The following is a 13,632-nucleotide window of genomic DNA, read 5'->3' as shown; positions in this document are numbered from 1 at the left end:
TTTGGTCCGTCACGGTCCCGGGTTTTCGGTGGCTCGCCACAAGGCGACCCGGCGAAGTGCGACCTCGGCCGCTTGCAACTCGTCATCTCCCTCAGCCTCGAACTGCTGGGCGACTGCGCGGCGGCCCGCCAGCGGGATGACGCAGTGGAACCGGACTTTGCCGTTCGGCTCCCCTTCGATTCCGTACCGAGAGACCCCCAACGCGGCCATTCTGCGGCGGATCTCGATCCAGTCGGACGCTGGCCGAGGCGCGGCGACTGCGAGGGCGTTCGCGTTCTTCTCCTGCTCCTGGTTGGGAGGCGCGGGCTTGGGCGCGACGGCTGTGTCCGCACCAAGCAACCGGGGAGGGGCTGCCGAGCCAGGGGAGTCACCCCAGCCGGGCTCTTGCCCTTTGTCTCGGCCCTTCGCGCTGAACGATGCGTTGGGATCGCTCAAGGGGGGCAAGGGGTCGAGTGGCTCCTGGGGCGTCGATGGGCCTTCAGGCAGTGGTGTCGGAACGTTTGTGAGGGCGATTTCGGGATCATTCGAGGATTTCAGCTCAGGCGGAGCGGCGCTGAGCTCCGCGGAATCGAGCCCGAGCGGTTTGTCGCTGCTGGACTGGGGGGAAGTCGGGGCCGCTGCCTGGGGCCGCATCGCGGCCAATAATGCGGAGGCTTTGGCAATGGCCGATTCCGGCCGGGGCGATTCTGTCTTGAGGGCGTCCGGTTCCGGTTTCGACGAAGGAGTCGCTGATGCAACCGCTTCTACCGGGACGATGGGGGTGGAGGGAATGGGGGCAAGCGGCTCCTGGCCGACCGTGCTCTTCGGGGCGTCCTCATTGTCGGACGCCTCGTCCTTCTCCTTCTCGTCATCCTCATCGTCGCCGCTGTTCAGGTAGCTGAGAATCGTCGTTTGGGCCCAGCGGAGGCCGGGGCCATTGACCACGGCCCCTCCCGCGAACGAAGCTCCCACCAGCATGACAGCGAAGATCGCCTTGCGCAAGAGAGCGGCCTCCCTGCCCCATTTGTCTGACTTCTGAGAATCCTGGTCCGGTCGGTCGCGATCGCTCGTCAAAGTAGAAGAAGAGACGCAGACCTCGCGATTGACCCCAATCTGAGGGGGCCGCCTTCCTCTAGCGAATCCCCCTTCACGGAAAGTTCAGGGCATTTGACCCGAGTCCGCCAAATCCCGCAACCCCAACTGATCGGCGGCTTCTTGGGAAACGGCAACGGGTCCGCGGGGGGGCCCGAGAAGAAGATTAAGATCCGTCAGTTCAGGGTGCTCACGATCAGGCAGGAGTTATGTCCGCCAAATCCGAAGCTGGTCGACATCGCGCGCTTCACCCGTATTTCTCTCGCGACGTTGGGCACATAGTCGAGGTCGCAGGCGGGGTCGGGAGTCTCGTAGTTGATGGTGGGCGGGACCACCCCGTGCAAGGTGGCGAGGGTCGTCGCGATCAGTTCGATGGCTCCGCTCGCGCCACAGAGGTGGCCGGTCATGCCCTTGGTGCTGCTGATCGCCAGCCGGTAGGCGTGCTCGCCGAACGCCTGCTTGATCGCCCGAGTCTCGACCCGGTCGCCCGCGGTCGTGCTCGTGGCATGGGCGTTCACGTAGTCGATCTCGTCGGGCCGGAGCTGGGCGTCCTCCAACGCATTGCGGATGGCGCGGGCGGCGCCTCGGCCGTCGGGGTGAGGCGCGGCGATCCCGTAGGCGTCGTTCGTGCGCCCGAAGCCGGCAATCTCCCCGTAGATCCTCGCCCCGCGCCGGTGGGCGTGCTCGAACGCTTCGAGAACCAGGATTCCGGCCCCTTCGCTCAGGACGAAGCCATCGCGGTCGCGGTCAAACGGCCGGCTCGCCGCTTGCGGGCAATCGTTCCGGGTCGAGAGCGAGCGGGCGGCGGCGAACCCGCCCAGGCCCATGGTGGTGATCGTCGCGTCGGAACCACCGGTGAGCATCACGTCGGCCTCACCCCGCTGTACCGCCCGGAACGCGTCGCCAATCGCGTCGGCGGCCGAGGCGCAGGCCGAGGCCACGGCGCCGCTCGGGCCCATCAGCCCGAACTGGATCGCCAAGGTCGCCGGCGCGGCGTTCGGCATCATCTTCGGGATCACGAACGGGCTGATCCGCCGCGGCCCGGCTCGCAAGTAAGTGCCGTGCCCATCCTCGAACTCATTGAGGCCGCCGATGCTGCATCCCAGGATCACCCCGCGCCGATAGGGATCGCCCATCGCCAGGTCGAGTCCGCAGTCCTCCACGGCTTCGATCGCCGCCTGGAGCGCGAACTGGGTGAACCGGTCCATTCGCCGGGCGGCCCGAGGGTCGGGCAACCCCGACGGATCGAACCCCTTGACCTCCCCGCCGAACCGAACCGGAAAGGCGCTCACATCGAACTGCTCGATCGGTCCGATCCCGCTTCGCCCCGCGCAGAGCGCGTCCCAGAACGCCGCGACCCGCGAGCCGAGCGGGTTCACCGTGCCAAGTCCCGTGATGACCACGCGGCGGGCCCCTGCCCCACTTTCACCGTCACTCATGCCGAGACCTCCTGAGGAACGAACAGACTCGAGAATCACTTCCTGCTTCTTTCCCCAAAAAGGGGTGGCCGAGACATCGCGCAGCGTGGCCTCGCCGCCGCCAGCCCGCGTTTCCGGGGCACGCCGCGAAGGGATCATGGCCGCTCGCTCCACAAGAGATGCAAGTGGCTAATGTGTGCAGAAGTGTCGATTATTGGGTCGTGGCAGGGCGCCGCGGGACGACGAGTTTCGCGGTCAGGACCTGCACGGCCTGATCCTCCTGGTTGCGCGTTTCACTTCGGAGCGTGACGACGCCTCGATCGGGCCGCGACCGCGAAGGCTTCACCTCCAGGACCTCGCTCTCGACCCGGAGCGTGTCCCCCGGCCGCGTCGGCCTGGGCCATTGGATCTCGCCGCCGGCACCGACCAAGCCCCCTGCGATGGGGACAGCCCCATCGACGAGCAGCCGCATGGTGATCGCGGCGGTGTGCCAGCCACTCGCCACCAGGCCCTCGAAAAAGGAGCCTTGCGCGGCCTCGTTGTCGAGGTGAAACGGCTGGGGATCGAACTGGCTGGCAAAGGCCTTGATCTGCTCCTCGTCCACCTTGTGCGATCCACTCGTAAATCGCCGGCCCACGTGGAGATCTTCGAGATAGAGCCGAACGTCCTCACCGCTCGCCATTCGTTCCGCCACGGTTCACCTCGCTAAGCCGATTCTCCGGCACAGGCCTCTCGGAGCGATCCCCGCCCAAGAGAAAGAGGCTGACGCTTGGGCCAAGACTTCTTCTGGAGTGGCGCTACTCACCCGGTTGGTTCCGAATCGTCGCAAGTGACTTGCATGATGATAGTAGCCCGGTTAGAACGAGTCAAGGATGCGTCGCCGCCGCGATGCGCGGAGCACCGAGAGACTGGGTCATGCAACGCAAGAGTTTCGACAACGTGGAGTGTCCGATCGCCCGCAGCCTGGAACGGGTGGGCGAGTGGTGGAGCATTCTGATTATCCGCGACGCCCTGCACGGATTGACTCGCTTCGATGAGTTTCAAAAGAGCTTGGGAATCGCGCCGAATATGCTGACCCGCCGGTTGAACGCATTGGTGGGCGCCGGGCTTCTGGAACGTCGCCGCTACAGTGAACGGCCCCCGCGCGACGAGTACGTGCTGACCCCCTGCGGTCGGGACTTGCGCCCGGTCCTCCTGGCTCTGATGGCCTGGGGGAACAAACACTTCGCTCCGGAGGGGGCGAGCGTCCTGCTCGCCGAGGCGAGCACCGGAGCGATTGCCGAGCCGGTGCTTGTCGATCGAACGAGCGGTCGCCCGATCACCGAAACCGACTACACGCTGATTCCTGGCCCCGCCGCCGGTGAACGGATGCGCCATCGCCTCGCATCGGCCTCCCGAGTGCAGCCTCTGGGTAAGGAACAGGAAGCAGGACTGCAGACCAACCGTCAACCTCGTCGCCCTGCCAAAGAGAGCGGATGACTGCCATGCTCTTGATGGGGAAGACAAGGGCGGATGGGTGGTATGGAAGCGGGAGAGCCAGGCCCGAGCGGCTGACATCCAGCGAAACAGGAAGGTTCGAGAGCTGATCCGCTCTGCCCCGTTGCTTTTTAGACGTAACGTGTCATTCTAATAGGAAGGTGGCGAATCGACATTCTTGACGATCGTTTTTCCGACATGTTAGGGTCTGTTAGCTCTTTAGACATGGACCCATTCCATCGCTTTGTGGTGCGATGAGTTGCTCGCCCTTCTTCGGCCAATTTTCCTGCCCGGCCTGTGCTGACGGCTCGACTGGTTTGATGAGTCTGAGCGGTGATGGCTGCCGAGTGAGTGGCGAGGAGATGGGTCGTTCGCCACTCATCCTTGACCGATTGTTTGAAGCAAGAGTGAAGTCTCGGTCGGGCTGACTCCTTGGAGCCTGGGTTCGAGAAAAAAGTAGCGGGGTTTGGGGCTCGGCGTTGAGTCCGGGCCCAACGGCGAAGATGGTGGCCGTCGATGAGTACGATTTTGAGGAATCGGGAGCGAGTGGAAGGGGCCTGCGCCGCTTTGAAGAAGCGGTTGGGTTCGCGTGGGCTTAGCCTGCGTGAAGTTCCGCTCTGCCACTCGGGAAGACCAAATATGGGGATCCGTCGAATCCTGGCCGTGGCTGCACTGTTGGGCTGGTCGGTCCTCGGCCGCGCGGAGCCACCGGGCGAGAAGCCGGCCGAGCCAAAGCTCGTGCTGGATGCCCAGGGGTTCACCAGCCGGGTCAACAGTCTCGCCTTCAGTCCCGACCGGCATCTGCTTGCCGCGGCGGGCAACGATAAGACCGTCAGGATCTTTAACCTCGAGACGGGTCAGATCCAGGCCACGTTGCGCGGGTACGACGGCATCGGCGCCGAGGGGGAATGCGCGGCCGTGGCGTTCTCGCCGTCCGGTCGAGAGCTCCTGGTCGGCGTCCAGTCGAACACGACCGAAGGGGCGATTCGGGTCTACAATGTCGCCGATTTCGAGCGGATCGCTCTGCTCCTTCCCGGGCACGATCGCGGCGGGGTCGTTCGCCTCGCCTTCTCGCGCGACGGGCGTTTTCTCGCCTCGGTCGGTGCTGATGAAGAAGTCCTGATTTGGGACTGGCCAGCGCGCAAAGTGCGCGGTCATGCCACGGTTCAAGGGCTGCCCAGTTACCTTGGCTTCCTGACCGACATCCCGGTCTTGATCGCGTTCGATCGCGGCGGGGTGAAAGCCTGGTCTGCGCTTCGCGCCAAGGAGTTCGCGAAGTTGCTCCCGGCGGAACGAGCCGAGCTCGGCACGCCGGCCTTGGTGCAGAAGACCCTCGGTCGCTTGATGGCGTTGGACCAGGGAATGCGCCAGGTGAAACTCCCTTACGCGGGACTCGAGGACGCGCGCTACCTGGATCTCGACGTCGGCCACGACTTGCGCTCGGGGAGCGGCACGAAGGCAGGGCGCCCTTGCTACTTCGTCGGACTCTGGTCGGACGTGGATGGCCGGTTGGTCCGGCTCTACGAGGGGCATGGTTACGGCGTGCCGTCGCTGGCGCTCAGCTCCGATGGCGCCTGGGTGGCCAGCGGTGACCACTTTGGCGAGATTCATCTCTGGGAGGTCGCGACGGGGAAGCGGAAATCGCTGTTCAGCGGTTCCGGCCGACGGATCTACTCCGTGGGCTGGGATCCGAACGGCCAGGGGCTTGCCTTCGGCACGAAGCCTCATGCGGGGGCGCGCTGGAAGTTTAACGACTACGCCGACCTGGATCAGACCTTCGACCTCGATAAGCGGCGGATTCGCGATGAGATCACCGGGAATCCCCTGGTGGCCAGCCTTCGCGATGGGGACCGGGAACTGGCCCCGGAGATTGCCGCCGAGTGGAACGTGAATGCGCTCGCGTACCGTCGTCAGGGGCGTCGGGTGAGTCGCTATACCTTTCCGCCCGGCGTGATGGCGATGTGCTCGACGTTTGCCAAGTCGAGTCTGCTCGGCCTGGACGAAGCGGTGATCATCGGCCGAGATGATAACGCGATGATGTGCATGGACCTGCGCGGGATGATCGGTCGGCGCGAATTTGTCGGCCACTCCGCTCCCGTGACGGCCGTCGCGGAGTCGCCCGACGGCCGTTTTCTCGCCTCCTCCTCGATCGACCGGACGCTGCGGGTCTGGAGTCTCGCCAACCTCAAGATCTACGCCGCGGCTGACTTCGACTACTCGGCCGGGGGGATCGTCACCTATCTCCGTCCCGGCGGCTTCGCGGAACGCGCGGGGATCCGTTATGGCGACCTGCTCTCCCGGATGGGAGGGCTCGACATGCCGACCTTGGTCGATCGCTATATCAATGATCGCTGGCCTTTCAAGGTCGGGCAGATCGTGGATTTCGAGATGTCGCGTGGGGGGAAGCCGTACCGGGCGAAGATTGAGTTGATCGCCTCGAGCGACTTCATCGAGCCCTTGATCAGCCTCTTTATTGATCATGCCGGCGAATGGGTGGCCTGGACTCCCCAGGGGTATTACGACGCTTCGCCCGGGGGAGATCGACTGATCGGGTGGCACGTCAATGACGGCCGTGCGCGGGCGGCCAAATTCTATCTCGCCCGCCAGTTTCGCAAGCGGTTCTACCGCCCTGACATTATCGACCGCGTCCTCGAGCTAGGCGACGTCTCGAAGGCGGTCGCCGCGGCCAACGCCGCGCGGCCGCGCCAGGTCGAGATGCTCGACCTGCGCAAGGTCGATGACCTCAAAAAGGTCGAGCCGCCGGTCGTCCGCCTGATTGAGCCCGACTCGGGCGCCCGGGTTCGCGGGGGGCGGGTCATGGTCCGGGCCGAGATCCAGTCGCAGAACAAGCTGCCGATCACCGAAGTCAAGATCCTCGTCGACGGACGTCCTGCCCAGGGGGGGGCGGTTGTCAATGGCCCCGATGACACGCCCGAGCGAAAGACCGTGACCCAGGAGGTCGACGTTCCGCATGGCCGCAGCGAGGTCTCGGTCCTGGCGATGAACAAGGAGTCGACCAGTCAGCCGGTGGTCGTTGCCGTTGAGCGGAGCGGCGGAGCGGAACCCCCCAAGCCGAAGGTCTACATCCTCGCCGTGGGGATCTCGCAATATGCCTTGAAGGACCTGAATCTGCGGTTCGCTCACAAGGATGCGACCGACTTCGCGGCCGCCTGGGAGGCGCAGAAGGACATTTTCTACTCCGGGGTCGACTCGCGTTCCTTGATCGATGTTCAAGCGTCCGCAACTCACATTCGCGACGGTCTCCAGCGGCTCGCCCAGGTGGCGAAACCGGAGGATGTGACGATTCTGTTCATGTCGTCGCACGGCATGCGCGATGCCTCGGGCGACTATTACCTGGGGACACACGAGATCGACCCGGACCGACTCCTGGCCACCGGCATTCCGTCCGCCGAGTTTATTCGCCAGGTCGCCAAGCTACCGTGCAAGGTTCTCATCTTTGTCGATACGTGTCACAGCGGCGGTCTGGGAGCCAAGCTGGTGGACGACCCGCTCCGCGAGCTGGTCTCGGACGAAGTGGGAGCGATCCTGTTTGCGTCGTCCACCCCGCGCGAGGAGAGCCTCGAGTATCCCAAGCTCAAGAATGGCGCGTTCTCCAAGGCGATCCTCGACACCCTTCAGGATTCCGCCAGCGACCTTGATAAAGACGGCAAGCTGACGATCACGGAGCTTGATTTCTGGATCGACAACCGCGTGCAGAAATTCACCCGCGGCCAGCAGCATCCCACGACGCATAAACCATCCACGATTCCGAATTTCGCGATCTATAAATTCGCCAAGCCCGTGGCGGCTTCAGGCGGTTCCGCGCCGGGAGGTCCGCAATGACACCGCGGCCCACTTTGCGGTCGAAGCCCAGGGCTTCGCTCGCGATTCGTTTTTTCCCCTGCTCGAGATCCGACTCTTCAGGGGGGTGATGTTGTGATGGTGGACTCGCCCCTCGGCTTGTCGCCTTCGGCTCGGCCGAGTGGGTGGCCGGACCGATCCGCCGACCTAGCTCGCGTAAGAAGGGCTGTGACACAACGCTTTGCCGGTACCGTACTTTGATGGCGATGAGGCGATTGCCTCACGCTTCACCTGGAATCTTCTTGCGGGAGCCATCGATATGAAATCGAGTTCGATGTTCCGGGCCCTCATGTTCGTCGCGGCTCTACCCGCGTGGGCTTATACCACGCCCGCCCATGCTCAAGGGCGAGGAGGCTATGGGCGGTCGGGTGGGAATGATGCCGCTAACTTCGCCGGTCAAATTCTGCGAGGTATCAATCAAGGGCTCCAGCAGCAGCAGGGGAATTACCCGAGGCAGCAACCTCCGCTGGGAGGCTCCAACCTGGGAGGCCTCCAGGGGCAGAGGCCCCAGTATCCGTCGTACAATCTCGGAGGCTCCAACCTGGGAGGTCTCCAAAATCAGCAAGGGGGTGGGGTTCGCGCGGCCCCTTCCCTCAACCCATCCAATCTGGGAGGAATGAGCCGAGTTAACAGCTTCAATAATGGGGGGCTGTCCGACGCGTTCGGTCAGCAGCCTCAGTATCAGCAGCCCCAGCAGTATCAGAACCAGTTGTACCAGCAGCCTCAGTACCAGCAGCCTCAGTACCAGCAGCAGGTCTCCAGCGGCCCGAATCCCGGTCAGCCCTATCAGATCCCGGCTCAATATGCCAACCATTCGGCGGGGACGGTGATCAACTGGGGGCAGTATCGCTACCAGCTCGGCAGTGACGGGACGATGACCGCGTACACCGGTCCGGCCCAGACGAGCACTAACACGAATGCCCAGGCGAGCTCCAGCGGTCCGACCCCGGGCCAACGCTATCAGATTCCCGCCCAGTACGCCGGCACGGCCCCCGGCACGAAGATCAGCTATGGCGGGAATCACTATCTCTCCAACAACGACGGAACCATGACCGCGTTCATCGAATCGGGCGGTTCGGATGACTCGGACGTGGAACTCACGTCGAATGGCCCGGTTCCGGGTAAGCGGTATCAGATCCCGGCGGAGCACGCGGGCACTTCCCCTGGTTCGGAGATCAACTATGGCGGGAACCGCTATATCTCCAACAATGACGGGACGATGACCGCGATGAAGGAGCCCAGCACGGACGACCCGTTCGCTGGCTTCGACGCGATCGCGAAGCCCGCCGGCCCGGTTCTGGGCAAGCGGTATCAGATCCCGGCGGAGCACGCAGACTCAGCTCCCGGATCAATGATCACTTATGGCGGGAACAGCTATGTCGCCAACGATGACGGGACGATGACCGCGTTCAAGGCTCCCGAGTAAAGGGGGACAACTGGCCACTGCATCGGGGAACCGCCCTCATTGCCCTGTTTGAGGCGTATCACGCGGGAGCTTGGTTGAGCATAGCTTGAGCGATTTTTGGGGCCGGGGTCTCGTTGTCGAGATTCCGGTGCCCCGACTGTCAGAATCAGCCAATCCTTATAAAAAAACGGTTGATGTCCTTGTTGCACGGAATCCTCTTGCGGGTGCCTTCACGATGAGAACGATTCGGCCGACTTGGATTTTCATGCTGTTGGCGGTCCTGCCCGTCTGGGCTGACTCCACTCCCGCCCACGCTCAGCAGCAGCAGCGGGGGGCCTACGATTATCGCAATCGCATGGACCAAACGCCTCAGCCCGGCTCGCCTGCTCCACTGGGTGGCTCCTCAATGGGGGGCTTGCAGAACCGGCAGGAAGGCGGTTACGGATCAACGCCTTACATCGGTCCTTCAAACAGGGGCGGAATCAATAACGCTAATGCTTTTAATGGCAGTGGCCTGTCTAACGCGTTTGGCAATCAATTCCAGCCCCAACCCCAGTATCAGACCCTTGGGGCTCCAGCTCCGGGGCAGCCTTATCAGATCCCAAGCTACTACGCTAATTATGCACCTGGCACGGTGATTACGTGGGGACGCTATCGTTACCAACTCGGCTCGGACGGGACAATGACTTCCGCCGGTCCAATCGCAGGTCAGCCGTATCAGATCCCGGCTCAGTTTGCCAACCAGCCGCCTGGCACGGTGGTCACGAAAGGGCGTTTTCGCTACCTGCTGGGCAACGATGGGACGATGACCGCGTACAACGGCCCGGTGCCGCCAACGACCGGCACCGAGGCCACGCAAACTTCCAATGGCCCGACCCCGGGCGAGCGCTATCAGATTCCGGCGGAGCACGCCAACGCAGCTCCAGGTTCCGTGTTTACCTACAACGGGCACAACTATGTGGTTGGCAAAGATGGGACGATGACTGCGCTCTCAGCTTCCCAGTGATCTCGGTCGAGTTCGAGGAAGCCAGGTCCATGGCCTGGCGAAAACTTTTCGAGGTTGGTGTTGCCGGTTTCCCTCGGCGTTGTGGATAGAGAGAGAATCGGGTCTGGAAGCCCTGTTCGTTCGGGAAAATTCCGGGAGAGACGGGACGCTTCGTCAGAGAGAATTTGCTCATGACCCTCAGCCTTGCCCCTGGCGTGATGCCTGTTCCCGGCTATTCCCTTTCCCGGTTGCTGGGCCGTGGAGGATTTGGCGAGGTCTGGGAAGCGGTGGCCCCCGGTGGCATCCGGGTCGCCATGAAGTTCGTTCGCGTGAATCCTCAGGAAGCCGGCCCCGAAGAACGGGCCCTGGAAATCGTCAGCAACATCCGGCATCCCCATTTGCTCGACATTCAGTTCGCTGCCCGAGTGGAGGACTACCTGGTGATCGCCATGCCACTCTGTGAAAAGAGCCTGTGGGATCGACTGCGCGAGTGCCGTGAGCAGGGACTCCCCGGCCTACCTCGCGACGAACTCATGGGCTACATGGACGAGATGGCAAGCGCTGTCGATTACCTCAACGAACCTCGGCACGAGGCGGGCGACGGCCGCAAGGTCGGGGTGCAGCATCGCGATATCAAGCCGCACAACATCTTTCTCGTCGGCGGCTCGACCCGGCTGGCGGACTTCGGCGTGGCCAAGATTCTCGAGGGCCGCGCCGGGGAGCATACGGGGAACATGTCACCGCACTACGTCGCGCCCGAAGTGCTCGACGGCCGGATGTGTCAGCAGACCGATCAGTACTCGTTGGCCATGACCTATTGCCATCTCCGGACCGGTCGACTCCCCTTTCGGGGCGATTCGATCAGCCAGGTCATCTATGCGCACCTGCACCAACTCGCCGACTTGTCCGGCCTGCCCGAGCCGGAGCAGAGAGTGGTCACCCGCTCCCTGGCGAAAGAGCCCGACGATCGCTGGCCGAACTGTCGCGCCTTTGTGCGGGCGCTTCAGGCCGCCGTCCTGCACGAAGAATCGTCGCCGGCGCACGGAGCCGTCGGCCCACTGCCCATGACCGTGGCCCCGAGCCGGCTCGAGACGGCTTCGGAGACGCGGCTCGCGTTGAGTTCGCACCAACCGTCGTCGCTGGACTCCCGGACCCAGTCGTTATATCAGGCGCAGGGGACAACGCAGCGAGCCGACATCGGGTCGCCTGCTCCTGCTCACCCCTGGCGAAACCGACTCATCGGGGGCGGGATCGCGGCGATCTTGGCCGGGGGCATCGCCTTCGCGCTCTTGCCGCTTCTTCGCCCAGGAAAGGCTCCTCTCTCCCCGGTCGCCTCGCAACCGGCCGAAGCCGTCTCTCGACCGGCCGAGGGCACACTTGCGCCCCTGGCTTCAAGTGACACACTTTCCACGTCTTCTCCTTCACCGCCGTCGCTCGCTCGCTCTGCGCTCAAGCCCGAGCCACCGGCGGCCCCGGAGGATTCCCCACCCCCAACGGATGCCGCGGGATCGAGTCAACCTCCGGCCGAGGTTGCGGATTCCCCGGTCGATCGCCGGCCCCCCCCTGCCTCGCCTCCGCCTGTTTCCGCGCCTCCGGACCGCGATCGCGAGCCTCTCCAGCTTGCGGCCCTGGCGACCCCGCGGACGCCTGAATCCGCGGCGGACCTGGCCGTCAAGGCTCAGGGCCTGCTCAAGAAGTATTGCTACCGATGCCACGGCGTCCGCTTCGAGGTCCCTGGATTCAACGTGCTCGACCACGATATCCTGGTCGCCAACAGGGGCGAGGAGGAGCAGCCCTACGTCGTCTCCGGCAAGCCTGACGAATCGGCGATGTGGGAGCGTGTGGGTGTCGAGAAAGACATGCCCCCCTCGGGGCCCAAGCTCTCCGACGCGGACCGAGCCCTGATCGGTCGCTGGATCGAGGCCGGCGCCACGTTCCCGACCGCGAACCCGGTCGACCGCCCGCGTAAGGGAGAGCAGGAAATCCTCGTCGCCATTCGCGACCACCTTCGACCGTTGCGCGAGACCGATCGCGCCTTCCGCCGCTTCTTCACGATCCACAACCTCTACAACAACAAGTCGATCAGCGACGACGACCTCAGACTGGCCAGGGCCGCCGTCGCGAAGCTGATCAACAGCTTGAGCTGGAAGCCGGACATCGCCGTGCCGAAGGCCATCGACCGCGAGCAGACCGTCTTCGCCATCGACCTCCGCGACGTCGGCTGGGATGAACATGACCGCTGGAACGAATTGCTCAGCCACTATCCCTATGGCTTGAAGCACGACAAGGGGGAGGACCAGGCCACCCGGGATGCGGCCAAGGAGGTCTACGCACTGGCCCAAACCTCCATGCCCTACGTCCGGGCCGACTGGTTCGTGGCCAATGCCTCGCGACCGCCGCTCTATCATGCACTTCTCGAGATTCCGGAAAATCTTCAAGTCTTAGAGAAGAAGCTTGGCGTTGACGCTTGCGCTGACTTCCTCCGCAACAAGCTGGTGCGGGCCGGTTTTGCGACCAGCGGGGTCTCCAGTCAGAACCGGCTGGTCGACCGGCATCCGGCGAGCTACGGTGCTTACTGGAAGAGCTACGACTTCAAAAAGAACGAGGGGACCGGCAACCTGTTCCGGTTCCCCCTGGGCCCTGTTTTCGAAGGGAACCCGTACGCACGCCAGGCGTTCGAGCATGCCGGGGGAGAGATCGTCTTCAACCTCCCCAACGGCTTGCAGGGCTACGTCCTGGTCGATCACAAAGACCAACGGATCGACGTTGGCCCGATCGAGGTCGTGGGCGATGCGCTCAAGACGGCGGGCACCTCGGCGATCGTCCCCGGACTCTCCTGCATGGCCTGCCACCAGTTGGGGATCGTCCCGTTCAAGGACACGATCCGCGAGGGCCTGGCCGTCGCAGGCGCAGCCGCGGAGAAAGTCGAAATGCTCTACCCCGAGAAAGCGGCGATGGATCGTTTCATCACCAAGGACCAGAACCGCTATCTTGCGGCCCTCGAAGAAGCGACCGGGGCCTTCCTCATCCAAGGGGAAGATCAGGAGAAGTCGATCCGCGACTTCCCCGAGGCGGTCGGAGCGGTGGCACGCGCGTATCTCAAGGATCTTGGCCCCGAGGATGTGGCCGCCGAGTTCGGCGTGAGCGATCCCAAAGAGCTGGTCGCCATCATTCGCGCGAACAAGAAACTTCGCCAGCTCGGCCTCGCGCCACTGCTTTCAGGAGCCGCGATCAAACGGACGGATTGGGACTCGCTCGAGGGCCGCGCCATCTCGACGTTTCAGGATGTCGCCCACGAACTCGGCTTCGGAACCCCTTATCGCGCCTATTGAATGATCGTGACGATCTGACTGGCGTGGTGTGGTTTCCGCCTGTTTGCGTACGCTCGGGCCCGCTGTACCCCAGACATTTGAGAA

The 13,632-nt window shown here is 63.8% G+C and carries 8 protein-coding genes; 5 read left to right on the top strand and 3 right to left on the bottom strand.

Features of this window, described 5'->3' with window-relative positions; genetic code table 11:
- Positions 1–9: 9 nt before the first annotated feature.
- From V5E97_RS04585 to V5E97_RS04575, 3 genes are all read right to left on the bottom strand, one after another.
- Positions 10–981, bottom strand: coding sequence for a hypothetical protein (locus tag V5E97_RS04585; RefSeq protein ID WP_406698107.1), 972 nt, complete (start codon positions 979–981; stop codon positions 10–12).
- A 266-nt stretch (positions 982–1,247) separates the two neighbouring features.
- Positions 1,248–2,510, bottom strand: coding sequence for a beta-ketoacyl-ACP synthase II (gene fabF, locus V5E97_RS04580; protein ID WP_406701124.1), 1,263 nt, complete (start codon positions 2,508–2,510; stop codon positions 1,248–1,250).
- A 190-nt stretch (positions 2,511–2,700) separates the two neighbouring features.
- Entirely contained in the window at positions 2,701–3,171 is a 471-nt protein-coding gene (locus tag V5E97_RS04575) for a MaoC family dehydratase (RefSeq protein ID WP_406701123.1), read from the bottom strand.
- A gap of 233 nt (positions 3,172–3,404) precedes the next feature.
- Here V5E97_RS04575 and V5E97_RS04570 point away from each other — a divergent pair, with 233 nt between their 5' ends.
- From V5E97_RS04570 to V5E97_RS04550, 5 genes are all read left to right on the top strand, one after another.
- Positions 3,405–3,968: a winged helix-turn-helix transcriptional regulator gene (locus V5E97_RS04570; protein ID WP_406698105.1), complete on the top strand. Its 564-nt coding sequence runs from the start codon at positions 3,405–3,407 to the stop codon at positions 3,966–3,968.
- Between the two features lie 636 nt (positions 3,969–4,604).
- On the top strand, positions 4,605–7,808 hold the full coding sequence (locus tag V5E97_RS04565; RefSeq protein WP_406698104.1) for a caspase family protein: 3,204 nt from the start codon (positions 4,605–4,607) through the stop codon (positions 7,806–7,808).
- Positions 7,809–8,085: 277 nt separating this feature from the next.
- Entirely contained in the window at positions 8,086–9,252 is a 1,167-nt protein-coding gene (locus tag V5E97_RS04560) for a hypothetical protein (protein ID WP_406698103.1), read from the top strand.
- A gap of 214 nt (positions 9,253–9,466) precedes the next feature.
- Positions 9,467–10,237, top strand: coding sequence for a hypothetical protein (locus tag V5E97_RS04555; protein WP_406698101.1), 771 nt, complete (start codon positions 9,467–9,469; stop codon positions 10,235–10,237).
- A gap of 170 nt (positions 10,238–10,407) precedes the next feature.
- On the top strand, positions 10,408–13,548 hold the full coding sequence (locus V5E97_RS04550; protein ID WP_406698100.1) for a protein kinase domain-containing protein: 3,141 nt from the start codon (positions 10,408–10,410) through the stop codon (positions 13,546–13,548).
- The last annotated feature ends 84 nt before the right edge of the window (positions 13,549–13,632 follow it).

Source organism: Singulisphaera photorubra, from assembly GCF_045290345.1.
Taxonomy (GTDB): domain Bacteria; phylum Planctomycetota; class Planctomycetia; order Isosphaerales; family Isosphaeraceae; genus Singulisphaera.
The sequence above is the reverse complement of the archived record's forward strand: the minus strand, read 5'-3'. Positions and strand labels throughout refer to the sequence as shown.